Source organism: Wenzhouxiangella limi, from assembly GCF_010499265.1.
Taxonomy (GTDB): Bacteria; Pseudomonadota; Gammaproteobacteria; order Xanthomonadales; family Wenzhouxiangellaceae; genus Wenzhouxiangella; species Wenzhouxiangella limi.
This window is the reverse complement of sequence record NZ_JAAGSC010000037.1, coordinates 37,606-59,860: the sequence shown is the minus strand read 5'-3', so window position 1 is coordinate 59,860 and position 22,255 is coordinate 37,606. Positions and strand designations below refer to the sequence as shown.

Here is a 22,255-nt window from a genome sequence, read left to right as displayed (position 1 = left end):
CCACTTTTGCCGGATTCGCGCCTGATTTCGGCGCGCCCGCAGCCGGTTCTTCATACTGGAGGCGGACTTCAAATCGAGGTGGAACGACATGAACGCCAGCACCAAGCACATCGCCATCCTGGTCGAAAACGGCTATCAGGAACTGGAACTGCACTACCCCCGGCTGCGCTTGATCGAGGCCGGCTACAAGGTCAGCGTCGTCGGCGGCGGTGAGGAGGTCTACCACTCCGGCAAGGGCTACGCGGTCACGCCCGACGCCGATGCGTCCGAGGTCAGCGCCGATGACTTCGATGCGGTCGTCATCCCGGGCGGTATGGCGCCGGACAAGATGCGCAGAAACGAGGCCATGGTGGCCCTGGTCCGCTCCTTAAGCGCGCGCGAAAAGCCGGTCGCCTGGATCTGTCACGCCGGCTGGATGGCTGTTTCGGCCGACATCATCCGCGGTCGCCGGGTGACCTCCTTCCCTTCCATCCGCGACGACATGGTCAACGCCGGCGGCGAGTGGGTCGACGAACAAGTCGTCGTCGACGGCCACCTCATCTCCAGCCGCGTGCCCGATGACCTGCCGGCGTTTTGCCGGGCGCTGCTCGATCAGCTGGGCTGACGGCGAGACGCGGGGCTTTTTAGCCCTGCAGCACGTACATTCGCAGCGGCATCCAGATGCCCATCAGCACCATGATCAGGTTTTCGGTTAGCGAGACAAAGCCCAGCGGCACGTTGGAGTCGCCGCCGGCGCAGGCGCACTTGAGCTCGCGCCGGTCGACGTAGACGGCCTTGAACACCGAAACGGCCCCGACCGTGCCGATGAAAAGCGCCACCGGGGCGGCCAGCCAGATCAGCGCGCCGGCGATCATCAAAATCCCGGCCCCGGTCTCGGCAAAGGGATAGACGTAGCCATAGCGGACCTCGCGCTGGGCCAGCAGGTCATAGTTGAGAAACATATTGCTGAAGCTCTCGAGGTCCTTGAGCTTCTGCAGTCCGAGCAAGCACATGGCCGTTGCGACAAACCACTCAACGGTTCGCAAGCCTAACAGGCCGCCGGTGGCCGCCCAGCTGAACGCAAGCGCGATCAGCAAGCTGGTGGCAAAAATCGCGATGATGGGTTGGTAGCTGGTGGCCTCGGGATCGGGCACGGACTTGCCGAAATACTCGCGCAACTCTTCGTAGCCGCCGATGCGGCGGCCGTCGATAAAGGTCTGGGGCGTGGTCTCGACGTCGTGCTTTTCCTTGAACGCGTCGGTTTGCTCGCGCGTGGTCAGCCACTGGTCGTCGACTTTCATGCCTTCACGTTCAAGCAACGCCTTGCTTTTCAGCCCGAACGGGCACACGTGCTCGTCGGTCACCATGCGGTGTATCGTGGCCTTCTTGGCGGTCTGATTCGGCATCAGTGCACTCCTTTTATTGCGAAAAAGGCAATCGATCGGATGGATATTGCCGATTGGCCTGCGCACCAACCTAAGGGTTGTTAGGGTGGTGATTAATAGCTTGAGTCTACCGCCGAGCGGACGGACTGTTTACCAAACAGGCTTGATTGGAGAAATCGCTTTTTAAGTGATTTTTCTGATGCATTCGACAGACCGCCATAAGGAGTCAGCCATGAGTATTGCCAAGACCATCGAAATTTCATCAGAATCCACAACCAGTTTCGAAGATGCCATCAACAGCGGTATCGCAAAAGCCGAAGAGTCGCTGAAAAACGTCAAGGGCGCCTGGATCAAGGAGCAGAAAGTGGCCATCGAGAATGGTCGCATCATCGAATACCGCGTCATCATGAAACTGACCTTCGTCATCGACTGAGCTTTTCAAGTCCAGGATCTATAACCCACGCTGATACCGATTGAACTGGCAGGTGATCCTGACAGGAAGCGCACAGGAGGGTTTCATGAAAAACGTTTTCGTGATGGGTCTTGACCCATTCAACGAGGAGCTGCTGGAAACGATCGACGATCAAGCAGGCAGCGAGGAGAAATACTGCTTCCATCCGCTGCTTGATCTATCTGAAATCGTTGACGCGGAAGGCGGCGAATATCCAAGCCTTGATGAGGTCAGAGAGCGGGCGAAAAAGCGGTTCACTGAGGTCGAGGGCGGACCTGATGCGGTGATGGGCTACTGGGACTTTCCAACCAGTTCCTTCGTACCCGTTGTTGCCCACGATGCCGGGCTGCCGGCTCAGCCGCTGGAGGCGGTAGCGCGCTGCGAGCACAAGTACTGGTCGCGCCTGGAGCAAAAGAAGGTTCTGCCGGACATGGTGCCAGAGTTCCAGGCCTTGAACCCTTTCTCGGAGGATCCGGCCGCCGAGGTGCGGATCAATTACCCCTTCTGGCTCAAACCCGTCAAGTCGCATTCCTCTTTCCTCGGTTTTTACATCGATGGTCCCGACGCCTTGCGTGAACACATTCCGGAGATCCGCGAAAAGATCGGCTTGTTTGCAAAGCCCTTCAACGAGTTTCTCGCGTTGCTGGATCAACCCGAAGAGGTTGCAGCAGTAGACGGTTACCACTGCATTGCCGAGGAGATCATTTCCTCCGGTTTCCAGGCCACGGTGGAAGGCTATTGCTGGCATGGCGAAGTCCAGGTCTTCGGCGCGATAGATTCGCTGCGCTCGGGAAAGCATCAATCGAGTTTTTCACGTTACCAATATCCATCCAAGCTGCCGCGAGAAATCCAGGCCAGAATGATCAAGGCTGCGCGGACTTTCATGCGCCATATTGAATACGACCAGGGCACTTTCAACATCGAGTTCTTCTGGGATCACGACGACGACAGCCTGATGCTGCTGGAGGTCAACTCGAGAATCTCGAAATCGCATTCGCCGCTGTTTTTTATGGTGGATGGGGCCACCAACCACAAGGTGGTGCTGGACCTGGCGCTGGGACGCGAACCGGATATGCCGCACCGCAAAGGCGAGCACGAGCTGTCCGGAAAATTCATGATGCGAATCTTCAAAGACGAGGTCGCCGACGGTGTTGTCCGCCAGGTGCCTGATGAGGACGATATCGAGCGCGTCAGGGAACGCTATCCCGATGCCTTTGTGCTGCCTCTGGTCGAGGAAGGAACGAGGCTGAGCGACCTGAAGTTCCAGGACAGCTATAGCTACGAGATTGCCGTGGTTTTCCTGGGCGCGGACCGTCAGAAACAACTGCTCGATCGGTTCGATAAAGTCGAGGAAATGCTGCCTTTCAAGATCGACGCCGATGAGTGAACGGCCTCCATCGCAACCGACTAGTAGGGTTTGATGAAGCTTGTCAGACCGCAGGATCTTCCCCAAGAGGTCACTGAGGAATCCAACGTCTGGATTCCCATGGCCGACGGCGTCTCTCTGGCCGCCCGCATCTGGCGGCCGCGTCACGGCGAGCCCGTTCCCGCCATACTCGAATACATTCCTTATCGGAAGCGCTTCGGAACGGCAGTTCGCGACGAGATGATGCATCCCTACATGGCGGGCCACGGCTACGCCTGCGTGCGCGTTGATCTGCGCGGTAGCGGCGAATCCGGCGGGGTGCTTGAAGATGAATACCTGCAGCTGGAGCTTGACGATGGCGTCAGCGTCCTGAAATGGCTGGGTGAGCAACCCTGGTGCAACGGCGATGTCGGGATGATGGGCATTTCCTGGGGTGGCTTCAACGCACTCCAGATCGCCGCGATGCAGCCGCCCGAGCTCAAGGCCATCGTCGCCGTCTGCGCCAGCGATGATCGCTACGCCGACGATGTCCACCACATGGGCGGCTGCCTTTTGGGCGACAACATCTCCTGGGCATCGGTCATGTTCGCCTACAACACCTTGCCACCAGATCCGGAACTGGTTGGCGAGCGCTGGCGTGAAATGTGGTTCGAGCGATTGCAGGGCAGCGGCCTGTGGTTGGACAAGTGGCTGCGACGACAGCGCCGGGATGCCTACTGGCGACACGGCTCGGTGAACGAAGACTATGCGGCGATCCGCTGTCCTGTGTACTCGGTCAGTGGCTGGACCGACGGTTACTCGAATGCTGTTTTTCGCCTGATGAGAAATCTGCAGTGCCCTCGCAAGGGCCTGATCGGCCCTTGGAGTCACATGTATCCGCATCTTGGCGTGCCCGGTCCGGCGATCGGCTTTGTCCAGGAACTCTTGCGGTGGTGGGATTATTGGCTGAAAGGCCGCGACACCGGAATCATGGATGAACCGAGGCTGCGCGTGTGGATGCAAGACAGCGTCCGGCCGACAACGCATTATCCCGAGCGGCCCGGTCGATGGGTAGCCGAAAACACCTGGCCAAGCCCCGATCTGCGGGACCGGAGTTATCGTTTCTCGCGCCATCTTCTGGTCGACGGCAACGAGGAGCCGACGCCGCTCCACCATACCGTGCAGTCACCGCTGACGGTGGGATTGTTCGCGGGGAAGTGGTGCGCCTATGGAGCCGGGCCCGATCTGGCCCACGACCAGCGCGAGGAGGACGGCGGGGCGCTGGTGTTCCAGAGCGAGCCGCTTGCCGAGGATCTTGAAATCATGGGGTCACCGCTGGTCGATCTGGAAGTCAGTGCCGAGCGGCCGGTCGCGATGGTGGCGGTCCGCTTGTCGGACGTCTCTCCCGATGATCGAGCGACGCGTGTCACCTACGGCTTGTTGAACCTGACCCATCGCTACGGCAGTGAAGATCCGCAACCGCTGGAGCCGGGCAAACAATACCGGGTGCGGGTCGAAATGAACGGTATCGCCCACGCGTTTCCGCGCGGTCATCGACTGCGTTTGTCTGTTTCGACCTCGTACTGGCCGCTGGCCTGGCCGCCGCCCGAACCGGTGCGGTTGAACGTCTTTACCGAGCACTGTCGTCTGACGCTGCCGGAACGGCCGCCGCGGGAGAGTGATCAGGCCCTTGCGCCGTTCAAGGAGCCGGAAGCGAGTGCCCCGGCGCCGGTGTCCACGCTGATCGCGCCGGACAACAACTGGCTGGTGCACCGGGACCTGGCCGCCGACCGATCGACGCTGGAAGTGATCGACGATCGCGGTAGCATGCGTTTCGACGACATTGATCTCGAGGTGCGCTCGCGCGCCGTGGAACGTTATTCCTCGACCGCCGACGATTTCCGAACGCCGCGGGCCGAGACGTTCTGGGAGCGCAGCCTGGCGCGCGGCGATTGGCGCATCCGCACGGTAACCCGCATGGTGCTCACCTCCACCGCCAGCGAGTTTCTCCTGCATGCGACGCTGGACGCCTACGAGATGACGCCCGATGGTGAAAAGCGCGTCTGTTCCCTCAATTGGGATGAGACCATACCGCGTCTGTTGATCTGACTGTTCGGCGTGGCCGAATGCACGCCGCGTTCATTGCGACTCTGCTGCAATCGCGGCGATGAAGAAATCAGACCTTCCGCACAAGACCTGTCCCGTTTGTCGGCGACCGTTTATCTGGCGCAAGAAGTGGCGCGCCTGCTGGGATGAGGTCCGCTATTGTTCGGAACGCTGCCGGCGTCAACGCTTGCGCGCTGGGGGTTAATTCAGCTGGCCCGTACACGATTGCGCCCGCGCGCCTTGCACCAGTACATGTTCTGGTCGGCCCGGCGCAGCAGCGTGTCGAAGCTTTCCTCGGGCGCGGTCATCTGGGTCACGCCGATGCTGGCCGTCAGCGGGGCAGACTGATCATTAAAGCGCAGGTCAAGGGCCTCGATGCGGCCGCGAAGATTCTCGGCCAGCGCAGCGGCCTGGTCGAGGCTGGTATCGGGCATCATCACCAGGAATTCCTCACCGCCCATGCGATAGACCTGGTCGGACCGGCGCAGCCGCTTGCGGAGCAGATCCGCGACTTCGCGCAGCACCTGGTCTCCGGCGTCATGACCGTGTTGATCGTTGATCTGCTTGAAGTGGTCCAGATCCATCAACAGCAGACTCAGCGGCTTGTCCTGCCGAAGCGCCAGCGCTTTCATTCCGGCAAAGTTCTCGTAAACGAGCGTGCGGTTGGGCAGGTCGGTGAGGGTGTCGGTCACCGCCAGATAGCGCAGGTCCAGTTCCGCCTTTTCCCGGGCCCGCTCATAGACATAAGAGAGCACCAGAATCGCGAGCGCAGCAATGATCAGGTTGGCGGTGTAGGCGATCTGATCCGGGTTGCGCGGCAGGCCGAAGCGGTGAAGGGCGACGGCCATTGCCCCGAGTAGTGAAACCACCGACAGGCCGAGACCGATGCGGCGACCCAGCAGAAACATCAGCAGAATCGGCAGGACCAGCGCCCAGATGAAGACCGAGGAAGCGGCGGCTGGCAGGGCCACCACCACCCAGACTGAAACAATCCAGGGCAGGGCCACGGCCAGGGCCCAGACGTGAATGCGCCGTGTCCTGCGCACAAACGGATAGGCAACGACGCAAAAGGCTGCGAACGCGAACTCGATCACGGCCGCGGCCACGATGCCGCGCATCCAGTTCAGCGTGCCGAAGAACAGCCCGCCGAGAAACGTAATGACCAACAGCGCCAGAAGCACCTGCCTTCGCTGCCGATCCCGGTGATGCACGGCGAGCAGGGATTCAGTCGTTGATTTCTGAGCCGGTTCGATCACTTTCCGTCAATGTAATCGCGGTCGTCGAAGCTGCGCACCCAGGCAGGCCGGAGCAGCGTCAGCATGGTCAGCACTGCGCCGTTGAGAAAACCCTCCGGCAGCATGATCATCGGCAAAAACAGCAGGTAGTCGTTGCCGACCCGGCTCCAGGGCTGGGCGCCCAGCAAGAGTAACACCAGCACCATGGCGGTCAGGTCTTTTGTCGCAGCGCGTGGGCCGGCAGTGTACAGCGAACCAGGTCGAGAAGATCCGGACTTGCCTTGGCGCGGGCGGCCGTGGAAGATGACGGCCGAGCATCACGGAGAATGCGAATGTCGAGGAAATGGATCGCCGCCTGGCTGCTGCTGGTCTTGCCGATGCCGGGTGCGGCGGACGGACCGGCAACCTGGGAGCAAGTGATGGCTCAGCAGGCGTCTGCGGCCGACCTGACCGTCGCCTACGGAGGGCGGCGCGAGCAGTTCGCGGAGCTGCGGTTGCCTGAAGGAGGCGGGCCCCATCCCGTGGTGGTGATACTCCACGGCGGTTGCTGGCTTCCGGAATTCGATCTGGCCCATATCCGGCCCCTGGCCGACGCCATCACCGGTCTTGGATACGCCACCTGGAACGTGGAATATCGACGTCCGGCCGAGCAGGAGCACGGCTGGCCGAAGACCTTTCTGGATGCCGCCGCGGCCCTGGATGCTCTGCCGGAGGTGGCCGGACAGTTCGATCTTGACCTCGCCGGGATCACGCTCCTCGGTCATTCCGCCGGCGGGCAGCTGGCGCTGTGGCTGGCGGCACGGCCGACTTTTGAGCCCGGGCATCTTTTGTACGCTTCGAATCCGCTGCCGGTCGAGCGCGTGCTGGCGCTGGCGCCGATCACCGACCTGGCTGCCTACGCGAGTGAAGAGGACGGCTGTCCGGCCGGCGCCCGTCGCGTGCTGGGCGGTGCGCCCGGCGAGCAGCCGGAGAGGTATCGCGCGGTCAGCCCGGTCGACAACCTTCCCGGCCCGGTCGGGGTTGAACTGATCCATGCCGACAGCGATCGCATCGTGCCGCTGGATCAAAGCGAGCTGTTCGCGAGCCGGATGAAGGCAGCCGGTGGTAAAGCTCGGGTCCATCGACTGGCCCCACCGGCGGGGCACTTCGAAGTGTTGTTGACCGATGGCGCGGCCTGGCGGCTGCTGCAGGCCCTTTTGACCGACTAAAGCCAGTACTCGTCGATCAACTCCAGGAGTTCGTCGCGGGTGATGGCGTTGTCGTGGTTGTGGTCGAACTGCTCGAAAATGCGCGAGCTGATGCGAATACCGTGCTCACCGATCAGATATTTGACCAGTTCGCGAAATTCGCCGCGCGACAGCACGCCGTCGCCCTTGCGGTCGAATTCCTTCATCAGGACATCAACCAGTTCCTCTCGCTTCATGATCAAAAACTCTCGATTCGGATTCGGCCCCTTCTGGCGGGGTAGCGTTCGGCCCCAGATTATAGGGCTGGGACAGGAACCGGGGGTGGACTGTCTGGATATTGGGCGATGAAAAACTTTTCACGCCGCTGCGTGCCAGAATAAGTCTGGCTTGATCACGGCAGCCCCAGGATGATTTACGACGATATTCTCCAGACCATCGGCCGCACCCCGGTGGTGCGCATCAATCAGCTCGGCCCCGACCACGTCGATCTCTACGGCAAGCTCGAGTTTTTCAACCCGATGGCTTCGGTCAAGGATCGCCTGGCGCTCGCGATCATCGATGAGGCCACGCGCAGCGGCCAGCTCAAGCCCGGCCAGACGGTGATCGAGGCGACGTCCGGCAACACCGGTATCGCCCTGGCCATGGCCTGCGCCGCGCGCGGCCACCCGTTCGTGGCGGTGATGGTCGAGACCTTTTCGGTCGAGCGCCGGAAGCTGATGCGCGCGCTGGGGGCCAAGGTCATCCTGACCCCGGCGGCCGAGCGCGGATCGGGCATGGTGCAAAAGGCCCGGGAGTTGTCCGAGCAGCACGGCTGGTTCCTGGCCCGGCAGTTCGAGAACCCGGCCAACCCCGCGTATCACCGCAACACCACCGGTCCGGAAATCCTGCGCGACTTCGCCAACCGCCGGCTGGATTACTTCGTCACCGCCTGGGGCACCGGCGGCACGCTCACCGGCGCCGGGCAGATGCTCAAGCTGGCCCGACCCGAACTGCAGGTCATCGCCACCGAGCCGGCCGGCGCCTCACTGCTGGCGGGCAAGGAGTGGAGCCCGCACAAGATCCAGGGCTGGACGCCGGACTTCGTCCCCGAGGTGCTCGATCGCGAGGTCGCCGATCAGATCGTGCCGGTGACCGATGAACAGGCGCGTGAAACCGCCCTGGCCCTGGCCGCCAAAGAAGGCATCTTTACCGGGATTTCCGGCGGCGGCTCCGTCGCTGCAGCCCTCAAGGTGGCCGAGACTGCGCCGGAAGGTGCTTCCATCCTGGCCATGGTCGCCGACACCGGCGAGCGCTACCTGTCGACCTTCCTGTTCGAAGACATCGCCGAAGGCTCCGACGACGACTGGCTGGCTGGTCTGGGCGAGGACAACTCGGCCTGAGCGGATTTCAAGCACCGGCTGCTTCATCGGCCGGGTTTCTGGACAACCTGACGGCCGGCAAGGCCCTGGCGCATTGCTGTCGCATGCGACAACGGCACGCCATGGCAGCTGGCTGTCGTTGGCCAGGCCGCACAAAACGCTTGTAATCGGTTCCGCGCAATACGGCGCGATCACGAGGAACCGAAATGAGCAACAATAATTACCCAGGCGGCTCAGCGCCGGCTAACGGGAATACCAGAATGCAAATCACCGCGCGCAGCGGCATCGAGTGCTGGTTTGATGTGGACGGTATCGTCGTTCGCTACTGGGCTTCGGCCTGGACCGGCCGCGAGATTGTCTCGGTGGTCGAAGGCGAGACCGAGCGCGTGGTCTCCGACAAGCGCAGCTTTGGCTTCCACACCCCGCACGATTTCGACGTCGCGGGGCATCGCTACCGACTTGAGCTTCAGATGAAGCTGGGGTCTGCGGAGTTGCGGCTGTTTCGAGACGGTGAATTGATCGACTCGGATCTCTATGCTGACGAGACGATTCGCCTTGATCCGGCCACCGGGCGTCTGGATTGGCACTTTGCCTTAAGGAAGCTGTTCGTGCCCATGCTGGCTGGGCTGGTTGTCGGACTTGGCTTCGGATACCTGGTGGGAGGGCTGCTGAAATGAGCGTCTCCTGGATCCCGGTCCGCGATATTCTGGCCTGGCTGTTGCCCCGCTGCATGCCGGTGACCTGGGCCTGGCTGGTCTTCACTCAGCAGGCCCTGGCGACGCTGGCTGAGGGAGGTGCCTGATGGAGATCTCCAGCGAGCGCGTACGCCAGGAGCGCCAGCGGCGCGGCTGGACCCAGCAGCAGCTGGCCGAAATTGCCGATCTGAGCCTGCGCACCGTCCAGCGGGTGGAAAACCAGGCCGCGGCTTCCAACGAAACGATCTCGTCGCTGTGCGCGGTGCTGGAAATTCCGCGAGAGGAGCTGCTGCGCCAGGATGTCGATGCACTGGCCTACCAGAAAGCGTTGCGCCGCATGCGCTGGCTGTTGTCGGCAGCCGTGGTTGCCGGGGCGGCGATGGGATCAGGTGGCATGCTGCTGATGAGCTATCTGCTCGGGAGCGGCTGAACAGCGCGAATCGGCGCTGGTTCGGGATCGGAATGATCGCCTTGTGAAACGCCGATGCGGCCACGGCCGGCCGCCGGAAACCGATAACCCGCCGAACCCCGTCGGCCTTTCGGGCGCTGAACCGAAATCAGATCAGAACCACATAATGTGAAAGTGATGTGAAGTTCTGCTAGTCTTTTCTCCTTGTAACGTACGTTGAGGGCGTACAAGGGAGGAGCAATCAGACGCTTCTGGCGCAGGTATCCGGCAGTGTGGATCGGCTGTCTGGTGGGGATTTCGAGCCTGCTCGTGTGGGCCCTGCTATGGTTTCAGTTCCAGCAGGCACGCGAGTCGCTGACCGGTCGCGAGCTGGCCCGGCACGAACTGGCCTGGCAGTCGCTGCTGGCCAACATCGACAGCCGTGCCCGGATCTGGTTCAAGGTCTTTGCCGACGTCCCGCAGGTCCACGAACTGATGGTTCAGGCGCAGGACCCGGGCTTGCGCGATCAGGCCCGGACCGATCTGGTCGCTTGGCTGGAACCCTATTTAGGGCAGATGCAGGCCGCCGGTGCCAGCATCGTCCACTTTCACCTGTCCGACGGCGAAAGCTTCTATCGCACCTACCAGCCCGACCGTTTCGGCGACAATGTCTTCGAACACCGCCACACCGTCCGCCGGGCCAACCAGACCCGCCAGCCGGTTGCCGCGATCGAGGCGGGTCGTCTGCGCACGGCCTACCGTCATGTCTTTCCCATCATCGATCCCGCGGACCGCCACCTTGGCAGCGTGGAGTTTTCCGTGCCACTGTCTCGCCTGCAGGCAGAACTTGACGCCAAGGTGCCGGGACGCGATCCGGAACTCTTGCTGCTGCCCCGTGGATTGCCGCGTGATCTGGACCGGCGGGCGCCGATCAGCGCGTGGTTTGGTCTGTCGGCGTTGTCGGTCCAGGAACCGCTGGCCGATGATCCGCCCCTGCCGGCGCGCAGTGCGAACGGCGAGCGGGTCTATCAGCGCCTGGCTGCCGATCCAGAGATCGCGGCTGCCATCGGCACAGGACAGCGCGGCTGGCGCGAGGTGGAACTCGACGGACGGATTCACCTGGCGGTGTTTTCGCCGCTGACCGGTGCCCGTGGAGAGACGCTGGGAATTTTGCTCAGCCAGGCGGACGAGCCCGGGCTGTCGCGGCTGTGGCGAACCCTTTGGCTGAACAGCTTTATGGCGATTTCGTCCTTGGTCCTGCTTGGCGCCGGCACGCTCTTGCTGGTGCGCAGCCAGGCGGCCAAGCTCGAAGAGCGCCGGCGCGTCGAGCGCGATCTGCGCCTGGCCGCCAGCGTGTTCACCCACGCTCGTGAGGGCATCATTGTGCTGGCCCCTGACCGAACCGTGCGCGATGTCAACGAGGCCGCTTGCCGAATCTCCGGCTACCAGCGCGAACAGATCCTGGGTCAGCGCCCGGAAATGCTGCTCACGCCCGAAGCTAAGAAATCTCGCCAGGAAAATTTCTGGGTCAGCCTGCACGCCAATGATTTCTGGAGCGGCGAACTGTGGGCCCGGCGTAGCACCGGCCAGCGCTATCCGGCCATGGCCGTGGCTTCGGCGGTGCGCTCCGACAGCGGTGAACTGTCGCACCATATCGTCCTGTTTTCCGACATCAGCCGGCAGAAACAGCACCAGGAAGAGCTGTACCGGATCGCCTATTACGATGCGCTGACCGGTCTGCCCAATCGGGCGCTGCTGGTCGAGCGGGTCGAGCGTGCCATGAACGAAGTGATCACCTCACCAGATGACATGCTGGCGCTGGGTGTGCTGGACCTGGATGGCTTTAAGTCGATCAACGAGGAACACGGTCAGGCCGTCGGTGATCGGGTCTTGGCCGGCGTGGCCCGGCGCCTGCGCCAGGCCCTGCCCGACAAATCGATGCTCGGCCGCCTCGGGGGCGACGAGTTCTGTCTGATCATCCCGGCACTCACTGCTCTTAACGAAGTCCACGAGGTTGTGGACACGCTGCTGCGCAAGCTGGCCAGACCGCTGGCGATTCCGAGTCACGAGCTGCAGCTCAATATATCGGCCAGCATCGGGCTGACGCTGTTCCCGCAGAACAGTCCGGTCAATGCCGATCAGCTGCTGCGCCAGGCCGGCCAGGCCATGTACCGGGCCAAGCAGGGCGGCAAGAACCGCTACGAGATTTTCGACCTGGATTCCGACACCGATCAGCGCGAGCGACTTCGACAGATCGCGGAGGTTTCTGAAGGTCTCAAAGCCGGCCAACTACAGCTGTACTACCAGCCCAAGGTCAACCTGCGCAACGGCGAAGTCCGCGGGGTCGAGGCGCTGGTGCGATGGCAGCACCCGGAGCGCGGGCTGCTGGGCCCGGGCGTTTTCCTGCCGGTAATCGAGCACCACGTCACCGAAATCGAGCTCGGCCGCTGGGTGCTGCGCGAGGCATGCCAGCAGCTCAGCCTGTGGCAATCGCAGGGTCTTGTCATGCCGATCGCGGTCAATATCGCCGCCGACCACCTGCAGCATCCGCGCTTTGTCGCCGATCTTGAGACCCTGATCAAGGAGTGCGGTGATCTGGCAGTCGGCATGCTGAGCCTGGAGGTGGTTGAAACCTCCGCCCTGGAAGATATCGAGCGCGTCAGCGAAGTCATGGAGGCCTGCCACCGTCTGGGCATCCGCTTTGATCTGGACGATTTCGGAACCGGCTATTCGTCGCTGACCTATCTGAAAAAGCTGCCGGTCGAGCGGCTGAAGATCGATCAGTCCTTCGTGCGCGACATGCTCGATGATCCGGAGGATCTCGCAATTCTGGAGGGGATCCTGGGACTGGCGCGCGCGTTTGGGCGAGGGGTGATCGCAGAGGGGGTGGAAACCGAGGAAGAAGGGCGCATGCTGCTGCGCCTGGGTTGTGAAGACGGGCAAGGCTATGCCATCGCCCGGCCGATGCCGGCAGCCGATCTGCCGCAGTGGGTTAACGATTGGACGCCGCCGGTCAGCTGGCGGGCGACCCCGACGGCCGGTGCCGCCGGCAAGCTGCTGATTTCAGCCATGAGCGAGCATCGCGCCTGGGTCCAGGGCCTGGATCAATGGTGTCGGGGCAGTCGCCATGAGCCACCGGAAATGAATTCACAAGCTTGCCGTTTCGGACAGCGCCTGAGAGCCGGCGAGCTCGATCGGGCTTTACGGCCCGAGCTTCTGGCCGAGGTCTTAGCGCTTCACGATGAAGTTCACGCGCTGGCCGAAAGGGTCGTGGCGTTGCGTGAATCGGCCATGTTCGACAAACTGCCGCCGGCGATGGCTGAACTATGCGCCAGGCGCGATCAACTGGTACAGCGCATGGAGCAGGGCCTAGACCAACCCGGCTGAAAGCCGCGCCGACCCGACGCGAGCCCGCGTCTGCTAGATTTGCACGCCTGTCGATTTCAAAGGGAAGATCCGCATGAACCGATCCATGCCTCGCGCCGCGCTGCTGGTCCTGTTGACTGCGCTGTGCTGGATACACCTGGCCTGGGCCGTATCGCCGATCATCCAGCCCGGCGAGCCGGGACAACCCAGCCGCCAGATCGAGGCCGCCGCGGCGGTGGAGCTGGCTGGGCTTCGTTACTCGGCGGCCGATGTGCGTTTCATGCGCGACATGATCCCGCACCATCAGCAGGCGCTGGACATGTCGGCCCTGGCGCCCGAGCGCAGTCAGAACCGAGAATTACTCGACCTGGCCCGGCGCATCGAGACCACCCAGATCGATGAGATCGAGCTCATGGAGCAGTGGCTGGTCGATCGGGGCGAGGCTCGGCCTGATCGTGACTGGCGCCCACACGTGTCCGCGCCCGAGGATGATGGTCATGACCATCATCCCCATCATGTCGAGCATGGCATGGAGGGTATGGCAACGCCGGCGCAGATGACCGATTTGGAGGCCGCCAGCACCGAGGCCTTTGATCGGCTCTACCTCGAGTTGATGATTGAGCACCACCGCGGCGCGCTGGTCATGGTCGACGACCTGATGGACCAGGCCGGTTCGGCCCAGGACCCGGCCCTGTACGAGTTTGCCACCGACATCAAGAACGACCAGGCCGCCGAGATCGACCGCATGACCATCCTGCTGGCCAGCTACAGCGCCGACCCCCGCGTCGGTCTGAGCGCCGGTTTCGGCGACGCCGGCTCGGCGATTCGGCATCTCCGGCCGACCGCCTCGCTGGCCAAGCCGGACGGCTTCTTCGATCCGGCCAACCCGGCTGCCCTGCCGCCGGCCCGCCTGCGCGAACTGGCCGGGGAAACCGAAGGGGAAGACAACGGCGATACGGCGGCCAGCGACCGCGCCCGCCCGGCCCTGCTGGACTTCGCCAATACCGACCTGGCTTTTGCCGGCGATCTGATGGTGGTTGGCAACTACCACGGTTTCAAGCTCTATGACATCGTCGATCCCGACGACCCTCAGCTGATCTCGGCGGTGGTCTGCCCCGGCGGCCAGGGGGATGTCTCGGTGGTCGGGGATTTGCTGATCATGTCGGTCGAGCAGGTCCGCGGCCGGGTCGACTGCGGCCTCAAGGGCGTGGCCCAGCCGGTCAGCGATGAACGCTTTCGCGGCCTGCGCATCTTCGATATCAGTGACCGCGCCATGCCGGTCCAGGTCGGCCAGGTCCAGACCTGTCGCGGTTCGCACACCCACAGCGTGGTCGCCGGTCCGGATCCCGAGGGTCGGATCATCGTCTACAACTCCGGCATCGGGCCGGTGCGCGAGGAGGACGAACTGCCCGGCTGCATCGACGAATCACCCTGGCGCGATGAGGGCACGGCGCTGTTTCGGATCGATGTCATCGAGATTCCAGTCGAGCGGCCGCAGCAGGCACGCATCATCCATAGCCCGGCGGTGTTTGCCGATCCCGACACCGGGATTCTGGCCGGGCTTTGGGAGCGCGGCGATCACGGCCCTGGCACCCAGACTTCGGCCGAGACCAACCACTGCCACGACATCACGGTCTTTCCGGAAATGAATCTGGCCGCCGGCGCCTGTTCGGGCAACGGCATCCTGTTCGACATCTCCGATCCCGTCAACCCGGTCCGGATCGACGCGGTCGTGGATCCGGGGTTCGCTTACTGGCACTCTGCGACCTTCAACAACGACGGTACCAAGGTGATCTTCACCGACGAATGGGGTGGCGGCATGCGCCCGCGCTGCCGGGCCTCGGACCCTTCCAACTGGGGTGCGAACGCGATCTACGACATCGTCGACGGCCGGCTGGAGTTTCGCAGCTATTACAAGCTGCCCGCCCCCCAGACCGAGCAGGAAAACTGCGTGGCCCACAACGGCTCGCTGATCCCGGTGCCCGGGCGCGACATCATGGTCCAGTCCTGGTACCAGGGCGGGATCTCGGTATTCGATTTCACCGACTCGGCCAATCCCGTCGAGATTGCCTTTTTCGATCGCGGCCCGATCGACGCAGAGGCTCTGGTCACCGGCGGTTACTGGTCGTCATACTGGCATCGTGGACGGATCTTTGGCACCGAGATCGTGCGCGGCCTGGACGTGTTCGCCCTGCGTCCCAGCGAGTTTATGAGCGAAAGTGAAATCGCGGCTGCGGCCTTGCCGTTCGGGGACGAAGTGTTCAACCCGCAGCAGCAGTTCCAGGTGCGGTGGGCGGCCCAGACGGCGGTCGCGCGCGCCTATCTGGACCAGCTCGAGCGCGGTCGGCACCTGGACGAGCCGCAGAACCGGGCCATTCGCGCGCTGCTTGACGCGTTCGACCAGGGCCGCATCGACGCGACCGAAGCCGACGCCTTGGTCAAGCAGTCCGAGGCGATGGCGATGCTGGGACAGAGCCGGACGGGTCTGACCGCCGACCGGCTGCTGGGCCTGGCCAACGTGCTGGCGCTTCTGGCCGAGAACAACAACTGAGGAGCAGACATGCAGGAACTGTCAGACAATCGCCGCTTCGGCCCGCAGGACTACAACGCCAAGGGCAAGTTGAAAAAGAAGGTGTATGTGCGGGAACTGCGCCGCCTGCAGCTGGAGCTGGTCAAGCTTCAGCACAGCGTGGTCGAGTCAGGCCGGCGCGTGGTGATTCTGTTCGAGGGCCGCGATGCCGCCGGCAAGGGGGGTGTGATCAAGCGCATCACCGACATGACCAATCCGCGCGTGGTTCGCACCGTTGCCCTGGGCGTGCCCTCGGATCGCGAAAAGACCCAATGGTACTTCCAGCGCTACGTCGAGCACCTGCCGGCGGCCGGCGAGATCGTGCTGTTCGACCGCTCCTGGTACAACCGGCCTAACGTCGAGCGGGTGATGGGCTTTGCCACCGAGGAACAGGTTCAGCGTTTTATGCACTCGTGCCCGGAGTTCGAAGACATGCTGATCAGCGAGGGTATCCAGTTGATCAAGTACTGGTTCTCGGTCAGCGAACGCGAGCAGGAAGCGCGCCTGAAGGCCCGGGTCGAGGACCCGGCCAAGCGCTGGAAGCTGTCGATGATGGACATCAAGGCGCGCGACCTGTGGGCTGACTATTCCAAGGCCAAGGACGAGATGTTGAAGTACACCGATACCGAGGTCTCGCCCTGGTATTTCGTCGATGCCGACGTCAAGCGCCACGCCCGCCTCAATTGCATCGCCCACATTCTCAAGAAAGTCCCTTACGAAGACCAGCCGCCGCCGGCCCCGGAACTGCCGCCGCGCAAGTGGGCCAATGACGAAGAAGACCGGGTGCGCAAGCCGATCGAGTCGTACGTCGAGCGACTGTACTGAGACGCTTTCTCGGCTAGGAGTCTGATTCGGCTTTTCCGCCGATGACCCGATCCAGGTACATCTTCAGTCGTTCCCAGGCATGAGCTGCGGCCGGGCGGTTGTTGGCCGGGTCGCGTTCGGTGTAGAGCCAGAAGCCGTGGTCGACGTCGTCGTAGATGTGGACGTCGTTGTCGATGCCGGCTGAGCGCAGCGCGTCGACGAAGGACTCGACTTCGGCGACCGGGATGCCGCGGTCGTTTTCGGCGAACGTGCCATAGACCTCGTGGTGGATGTGCGACATCGCTTCCGGGTCGTCCAAGAGCGAGCCGTAGAAGATCGCCGTGCCCTCGTGACGCTCGCCGCCCAGGGCATACGACAGCGCCAGGCCGCCGCCGAAGCACCAGCCCACGGTGGCGACCTTGCCGGTGGCCGGCGTGTTCTCGCGCACCCAGCTCACCGCCGCATCGAGGTTGCGGATGATGGTGTCCTCATCGGCCCGGGCTTCTCGCATCAGGGCGATGTTCTCGTCGCGATTCGATCCCGTCTGTCCGCGGTAGAGGTCAGCGGCGAAAGCGATATAGCCGTGGGCGGCGAAGGCGTCGGCGGTTTGGCGGATGCGCTCGACCACGCCGTTCCACTCGTGGATCAGGATCACCGCCGGAAATGGCCCGTCACCTTCGGGCACGGCCAGGTAGCCGCGCGTGGCCGGGTCTTCGTCGAAGTAGGCCACTTCACGGCCTTCGATCGATTCGGACTGGCCGGAGATGGCGCGCATCATCACGTCCTCGGGTGCTGCGGCCGCCAGGGACAGCGCCGAGGTGGTCAGCACGATGGCCAGCAGTCGCGTCAAGCGGGTCAGGGTTGGCATCTTTGTTTTCCTCGAACTGGGTCGGGTCAGGACGGGACTATAACGTCTGGGTCGTGCAACTTTGGTCGGGTTACTCGTAATGCGTCCACAGGCGCAGGATCTTGATGACGCGTTCTTCCTCAAGCACCTGGTAGACCAGACGATACTGGATGTTAATGCGTCGCGAGTAGGCGCCGGCTCGGTCTAGGTGCCGTCCCGCTCACGAAGCTTTGGCTGGCTGGTCTGACAATGGGGCACGCTTAATCCGCACCCCTTTGTCGTGAAGAGTTGTCCTGTGCCGCTGGATCTATTCCCGCCGAGCCGCTCAGCCGCCCTGGCCCGCCTGGCCGATTTCGTCCCGCGCGCCGGGCGCGCTTACGCCGCCGAGCGCAACGCCGATCCCGGTCCCGGGTTCAAGTCCAACGTTTCCATGCTTTCGCCTTATCTGCGCCATCGCATCCTGACCGAGCGCGAGGTCATTGCCGCGGTTGTCGAACAGCACAGCCCCAGCCAGGCCGAGAAGTTCATCCAGGAGGTCTTCTGGCGAACCTAATGGAAAGGCTGGCTGCAGATGCGGCCGCAGGTCTGGCGGGATTTCCTCGCCGAGCGTGATACTGAGCGCGGGCGGGCCGAGGCCAGCAGCGGTCTGGCGCGCGCCCTGGCCGAGGCCGAGTCCGGCCGCACCGGCATTGAGTGCTTCGACGACTGGGCGCAGGAACTCATCGCCACCGGCTACCTGCACAACCACGTGCGCATGTGGTTTGCCTCGATCTGGATTTTTACCCTGAAGCTGCCCTGGACGCTGGGCGCGGACTTCTTTTTGCGTCATCTGCTCGATGCCGATCCAGCCTCGAACACCCTCAGTTGGCGCTGGGTGGCCGGCATCCAGACCGCGGGCAAGACCTACCTGGCCCGGCCGGACAATATCGAGAAATACACCGGTGGCCGCTACCGGCCAACCGGCCTGGCCGAAACCGCCGATCCTGTTCGCGACGAAGCGCCGTATTCGCGCCAAGCCCTGGAAGAACCGCCCGCCGTGGCCCGCGACAAGCCGGCGCTTTTACTGGTGCACGGGGATGATCTGAGCGCGTCGGCTTGTCTGAGCGGTGAATTCGATCTGCGCGGTGCGGTCGTTGTCGGTGGCGGTCATCAGCAACACCCCTGGCCGTTCGGCGACAAGGCCGAGGCTTTCGTCCAAGCAGCGGCTGCCGATGCCGCCGAATCGCTGCGCAAAGAACAGGACTTCGAACTGGTAATCCGGGACAATCTTGACGCCGGGGCGATCTGTCGCCAGGCGCAGGCTGCCGGCGTCGCGACCGTCGTCACTTCCGAAGCCCCGGTCGGACCGCTGGCCGACGGGCTCGAGCGGCTGGCGCGCGAGCTGGATCAGCGCGCTATCACGCTGTACCGGGTCCGCAACGTCTGGGACGCGTGCGCCTGGCCGCACGCGGTCAAGGGCTTTTTCCCCTTCAAACGCAAGATTCCCAAGCTGCTTCAGAAAGCCGGCTTGATCTGAGTCTCGGCGCTGGCGCCGCTCCTTTAAAGCTGGCACAGTTCCAACCTTTTCCGCCGCAAAGGCGTCCCTTATGGATATGGATGCCCGATGCCAGAACGCTGCCGCGGCACAGACGCCTGACGAACTTCTCGTCCAGCGCTGCAAGCGAGGCTGCCAGCAATCCTTTGCTGAGCTCTACCAGCGCCACGCCGGTCGGCTGATGCCGATGCTGTGGCGTCTGGGCGGCGGCCGTTTGGCGCTGGCCGAGGATTGGCTGCAGGACAGCTTTCTTCTCGCCTGGCGCAAGCTGGATCAACTCAATGAACCGGCGCGCTTTGGTGCCTGGCTCAAGCGCCTGAGCATCAACCTGGCCCTGTCGGACCGTCGGCGCGTGGCCCTGGTGACCGACGCCTTGGTGCTTGAGGCACAGACCATGCCCGAGCCGCCCTGGCCGGCAGCCGATCTGGATCTGGAGCGAGCGGTTGCCGCTTTGCCACGACGCGCGCGCGCAGTCCTGGTGCTGTTCTGCTTGGAAGGTTTGAGTCACGCTGAAATCGCCGCAGCCATGGGCATTGATCCCGGCACCTCCAAAGCCCAGCTCCACCGTGCCCGCCAAATTCTCAAGGAGTCTCTGTCATGAGCATTTCCGACCACGAGCTGGACCGCCGGCTCGAGTCGCTGCCCCGATCCTGCCAGCCGCCTGATGCGGTCTGGCAACGGCTGCAAGAAGTTCTGCCCGACCGAATGCAGGCACTGCCAGCCGACCAGAGTGGCCGCACGCCGAGCCGACTCGGCACGCGCCGAATGGCGCTGGCGGCGGCTGTCGCCGGCCTTGCTCTGATCGGTACGCTGCTGCTGTTGCCGATGCGGCCGTTGCAGGATTCGGCGCTGGTGGCGGTGCCCCCACAGCAGACCGTGCGGGAAGCTGCTGCCCCTGCTGTTGGCCTGCAGCGCTCATGCCAGACGGTGGAGGCTGCGACCGCAGAAAACGAAGCCGCCATGCGCGCGCTTGAGGCTGCGCTGAAACATGAGCCCGGTAACCAGCTGCTGCTGGAGTTTCTGGCCGAAGCCCGTTTGCGCCAGGCCGATCTGAACTCAACGGCGACGCGTCTGGCAGCTCGCCACAACCATGATCTGTAAGGAGCCTTATTGATGAAGACACCGCCCATTGCGCTCGCGCTGGCCTGGATGATGCTGGCTGCAAGCGACCCCTTGCCCGCTGAAGTCTTCATGACCAGGAGCATGCATCCGGATGGTCGTTTGAGTCTGACCGCGCCCAACGGCGAGTTTGTGATTGCCGGACATGACCAAGACCATCTGATCGTTGGTCCGACGGACGGTTTGCTGGCAGAACCCGCCATCAGTGGCGATGCCAGCCACTGGTCCGTCGAGTTCGGTTCGCCGGCACAGCGGGGCAGCGGAGCCGTTGAGATTGGTTTGCCGCGGCACGCCGAACTGGAGGTGGACCTGGGCGATGGCCTGCTGACGATCAGCGGACTGCAGGGTCCTTTGGTCCGGGTGCAAACAGGCAGCGGTTCGGTCAGCATCCACGGTTCCCGTCCGGCCCGACTGTTTGTAGAAAGCATTGATGCCGCGCTGGATCTGGCCGGACTGGCCCGCAACGAGACCCGCCTCAGCTCCATCGACGGCAGAATTCGCGTGCGCGGGCAGGGCCAGCGACTGACGGTGCAGACCGTTTCCGGGCCGGTTCGGCTGGACCTCTCCGCGCTCTCTGATCTGGATCTGGAAAGTCTTTCGGGTGAGACTCGAGTGCGCGTCCAGCCCAGCGAGGGCGCGGTATTGCGCGCTCGCAGCCACTCCGGCCCGTTGGTTTTTCAGCTGCCGGCACAGACGCCGCTTGAAGTGCGCGCCGAGGCCCATCGGGGCTCGATCGAAAGCGCCTTCGGGGGTGCGGTCGAGACGGGACACAGCGGCAACCGTCAACTCTTTCATGGTCGCGGTCCGGGCCGGGTTCTTGTTGAATTGCGCTCGGTGGAGGGGTCGATCAGCATTCAAGAATACAAGCCACCAGCGCGTGTCCTGGTCTACCGCGAGCCTTTGTCGGACGGGTCACTCAGGGCCATGGCCTGGGGTCAGCCGAACATGCCGGTACGGGATGCGCCGATCGAGGTGGGCATCGATGGCCAGACACTCATGGCCCTGCAACCAGGCCAGTACGGTTTGCTTGATCTGCCGCTAGACAGCGCCGGCATCTTCGCTCGGCAGGAAGGACTCAAAGCCGTGGAACTGGAAGTCGTCGATCTTGAGCCGTTGCTGTACTGCTTCCGGCTGCAACAGCTTGAACAGATTCACGGGGGCGGGCGGGTGGCCCCGGTGCTACGGCTGGGGTTTGAGTTCGAGCAGGTCGAGTGCCCCGATGCAGATCGGTTGTCGGCATACGACCCGGTGGCGTTTGGCCGCACTCAGCCAGCTAAAGCACCACCAACAGCAGGATCAGCGGCAGACTGACCAGCGCCACCACGACCTGAAACAGGCAGGCCAGGATGGCCAGGCTGATCAGCAGCAGCAACGGCAGCGTGAACAGCCGAACGGCGCCGGCGTAGCGGATCAGCGCAAGCCGGTGACCGAGGATCTCGCGGCGTATCGACCACAGTTTGCGCAGTAGCGCGACCGGGCCGCGCCTCGTGGCGGCAGGGGCGCTGGGCGGCGCGGAGCTGCCTGCACCGAGGCGCTGCGGCAGGCGGCCCAGGCTGTCCAGCCCCAGCGTGGTCAGCAGCACCACCGCGCCCGGTAGCAGCAGGATCAGTCCGATCACCGCAGCCGGAACGGCCAGCAGGAAATGCGGAATCGAACCCAGAATCACGAACAGCACCAGCCACAGCCAGGCCGCCGAGACCAGCCCCAACCAGCCCAGCAGGCGAATCCGGCGCACCAGCGTTTGCGCCAGCGCTGCGATCCGGGCCGCGCGCGCGGCAAGACTGCTGTCGGTGGTCGTTCTGTTCATCAATAAAGCATGGTGCAGATCGCTAATGAGCACAAGCCGCGATCCGGACATTAATCATCCATCTCGGGATGGGTTTGCGT

At 63.4% G+C, this 22,255-nt stretch carries 22 protein-coding genes and 2 pseudogenes; 17 read left to right on the top strand and 7 right to left on the bottom strand.

Going from position 1 to position 22,255, the window contains the following annotated elements; genetic code table 11:
• The first annotated feature begins 88 nt into the window (after positions 1 to 88).
• Positions 89 to 604, top strand: a complete 516-nt coding sequence (locus G3I74_RS05170) for a type 1 glutamine amidotransferase domain-containing protein (RefSeq protein WP_164210516.1) — start codon at positions 89 to 91, stop codon at positions 602 to 604.
• A 19-nt stretch (positions 605 to 623) separates the two neighbouring features.
• On the opposite strand, the gene G3I74_RS05165 is transcribed toward G3I74_RS05170, so the two are convergent.
• Positions 624 to 1,385 (bottom strand): glutaredoxin family protein, encoded by a 762-nt coding sequence (locus G3I74_RS05165; protein ID WP_164210515.1) that lies wholly within the window; start codon positions 1,383 to 1,385, stop codon positions 624 to 626.
• A gap of 211 nt (positions 1,386 to 1,596) precedes the next feature.
• Between G3I74_RS05165 and G3I74_RS05160 the strand changes: the two genes are divergently transcribed.
• From G3I74_RS05160 to G3I74_RS05145, 4 genes are read left to right on the top strand one after another with little or no spacing between them, the layout of a single operon-like run.
• Complete coding sequence (locus G3I74_RS05160) at positions 1,597 to 1,797, top strand: dodecin family protein (protein ID WP_164210514.1); 201 nt, start codon at positions 1,597 to 1,599, stop codon at positions 1,795 to 1,797.
• Positions 1,798 to 1,837: 40 nt separating this feature from the next.
• Positions 1,838 to 3,202, top strand: coding sequence for an ATP-grasp domain-containing protein (locus G3I74_RS05155; RefSeq protein ID WP_239056617.1), 1,365 nt, complete (start codon positions 1,838 to 1,840; stop codon positions 3,200 to 3,202).
• A 33-nt stretch (positions 3,203 to 3,235) separates the two neighbouring features.
• On the top strand, positions 3,236 to 5,269 hold the full coding sequence (locus G3I74_RS05150) for a CocE/NonD family hydrolase (protein ID WP_164210513.1): 2,034 nt from the start codon (positions 3,236 to 3,238) through the stop codon (positions 5,267 to 5,269).
• 58 nt (positions 5,270 to 5,327) lie between these two features.
• A complete protein-coding gene (locus G3I74_RS05145; protein WP_164210512.1) occupies positions 5,328 to 5,471 on the top strand; it encodes a DUF2256 domain-containing protein in 144 nt (47 codons plus the stop codon).
• A gap of 1 nt (position 5,472) precedes the next feature.
• Here the strand turns inward: G3I74_RS05145 and G3I74_RS16180 are convergent, their stop codons facing one another.
• The gene (locus tag G3I74_RS16180) at positions 5,473 to 6,522 is read right to left on the bottom strand and encodes a diguanylate cyclase (protein WP_164210511.1); all 1,050 of its coding nucleotides are present in this window, start codon (positions 6,520 to 6,522) and stop codon (positions 5,473 to 5,475) included.
• Positions 6,519 to 6,707, bottom strand: coding sequence for a hypothetical protein (locus G3I74_RS05135; RefSeq protein WP_164210510.1), 189 nt, complete (start codon positions 6,705 to 6,707; stop codon positions 6,519 to 6,521). The genes G3I74_RS16180 and G3I74_RS05135 overlap by 4 nt, the downstream gene beginning before the upstream one ends.
• Positions 6,708 to 6,833: 126 nt before the next feature.
• On the opposite strand from G3I74_RS05135, the gene G3I74_RS05130 reads away from it, so the two are divergent.
• A complete protein-coding gene (locus G3I74_RS05130; protein ID WP_164210509.1) occupies positions 6,834 to 7,709 on the top strand; it encodes an alpha/beta hydrolase family protein in 876 nt (291 codons plus the stop codon).
• Here G3I74_RS05130 and G3I74_RS05125 read toward each other — a convergent pair.
• The gene (locus tag G3I74_RS05125; protein WP_164210614.1) at positions 7,706 to 7,924 is read right to left on the bottom strand and encodes an EF-hand domain-containing protein; all 219 of its coding nucleotides are present in this window, start codon (positions 7,922 to 7,924) and stop codon (positions 7,706 to 7,708) included. The genes G3I74_RS05130 and G3I74_RS05125 overlap by 4 nt on opposite strands.
• Before the next feature lie 171 nt (positions 7,925 to 8,095).
• Here G3I74_RS05125 and cysK point away from each other — a divergent pair, with 171 nt between their 5' ends.
• From cysK to ppk2, 7 genes are all read left to right on the top strand, one after another.
• Positions 8,096 to 9,067: a cysteine synthase A gene (cysK, locus tag G3I74_RS05120; protein ID WP_164210508.1), complete on the top strand. Its 972-nt coding sequence runs from the start codon at positions 8,096 to 8,098 to the stop codon at positions 9,065 to 9,067.
• 239 nt (positions 9,068 to 9,306) lie between these two features.
• A complete protein-coding gene (locus tag G3I74_RS05115; protein WP_164210507.1) occupies positions 9,307 to 9,723 on the top strand; it encodes a hypothetical protein in 417 nt (138 codons plus the stop codon).
• Positions 9,720 to 9,848 carry a hypothetical protein gene (locus G3I74_RS16085; protein ID WP_275401487.1) on the top strand — a complete coding sequence of 43 codons (129 nt, stop codon included), beginning with the start codon at positions 9,720 to 9,722 and terminating at the stop codon, positions 9,846 to 9,848. Before G3I74_RS05115 ends, G3I74_RS16085 begins: the two co-directional genes overlap by 4 nt.
• Complete coding sequence (locus G3I74_RS05110; protein WP_164210506.1) at positions 9,848 to 10,171, top strand: helix-turn-helix domain-containing protein; 324 nt, start codon at positions 9,848 to 9,850, stop codon at positions 10,169 to 10,171. The genes G3I74_RS16085 and G3I74_RS05110 overlap by 1 nt, the downstream gene beginning before the upstream one ends.
• A gap of 267 nt (positions 10,172 to 10,438) precedes the next feature.
• On the top strand, positions 10,439 to 13,516 hold the full coding sequence (locus G3I74_RS05105) for an EAL domain-containing protein (protein WP_164210505.1): 3,078 nt from the start codon (positions 10,439 to 10,441) through the stop codon (positions 13,514 to 13,516).
• A 73-nt stretch (positions 13,517 to 13,589) separates the two neighbouring features.
• Positions 13,590 to 16,046, top strand: coding sequence for a DUF305 domain-containing protein (locus G3I74_RS05100; protein WP_203594560.1), 2,457 nt, complete (start codon positions 13,590 to 13,592; stop codon positions 16,044 to 16,046).
• Positions 16,047 to 16,055: 9 nt separating this feature from the next.
• On the top strand, positions 16,056 to 16,889 hold the full coding sequence (ppk2, locus tag G3I74_RS05095; protein WP_164210504.1) for a polyphosphate kinase 2: 834 nt from the start codon (positions 16,056 to 16,058) through the stop codon (positions 16,887 to 16,889).
• 13 nt (positions 16,890 to 16,902) lie between these two features.
• Here the strand turns inward: ppk2 and G3I74_RS05090 are convergent, their stop codons facing one another.
• Together G3I74_RS05090 and G3I74_RS05085 are read right to left on the bottom strand one after the other, a co-directional pair.
• Positions 16,903 to 17,736 (bottom strand): dienelactone hydrolase family protein, encoded by an 834-nt coding sequence (locus G3I74_RS05090; protein WP_164210503.1) that lies wholly within the window; start codon positions 17,734 to 17,736, stop codon positions 16,903 to 16,905.
• Positions 17,737 to 17,806: 70 nt separating this feature from the next.
• Positions 17,807 to 17,920 (bottom strand): annotated as a pseudogene (locus G3I74_RS05085) (Txe/YoeB family addiction module toxin); the annotation flags it as partial.
• Between the two features lie 90 nt (positions 17,921 to 18,010).
• On the opposite strand from G3I74_RS05085, the pseudogene G3I74_RS05080 reads away from it, so the two are divergent.
• From G3I74_RS05080 to G3I74_RS05065, 4 genes and pseudogenes are all read left to right on the top strand, one after another.
• Positions 18,011 to 19,231: pseudogene (locus G3I74_RS05080) on the top strand (FAD-binding domain-containing protein).
• Between the two features lie 70 nt (positions 19,232 to 19,301).
• On the top strand, positions 19,302 to 19,850 hold the full coding sequence (locus G3I74_RS05075) for an RNA polymerase sigma factor (RefSeq protein WP_164210502.1): 549 nt from the start codon (positions 19,302 to 19,304) through the stop codon (positions 19,848 to 19,850).
• On the top strand, positions 19,847 to 20,350 hold the full coding sequence (locus tag G3I74_RS05070; RefSeq protein WP_164210501.1) for a hypothetical protein: 504 nt from the start codon (positions 19,847 to 19,849) through the stop codon (positions 20,348 to 20,350). The genes G3I74_RS05075 and G3I74_RS05070 overlap by 4 nt, the downstream gene beginning before the upstream one ends.
• A gap of 12 nt (positions 20,351 to 20,362) precedes the next feature.
• Positions 20,363 to 21,679, top strand: a complete 1,317-nt coding sequence (locus G3I74_RS05065) for a DUF4097 family beta strand repeat-containing protein (RefSeq protein ID WP_164210500.1) — start codon at positions 20,363 to 20,365, stop codon at positions 21,677 to 21,679.
• On the opposite strand, the gene G3I74_RS05060 is transcribed toward G3I74_RS05065, so the two are convergent.
• Positions 21,642 to 22,175 (bottom strand): hypothetical protein, encoded by a 534-nt coding sequence (locus G3I74_RS05060; RefSeq protein WP_164210499.1) that lies wholly within the window; start codon positions 22,173 to 22,175, stop codon positions 21,642 to 21,644. The two genes, G3I74_RS05065 and G3I74_RS05060, sit on opposite strands and share 38 nt — an antisense overlap.
• Between the last annotated feature and the right edge of the window lie 80 nt (positions 22,176 to 22,255).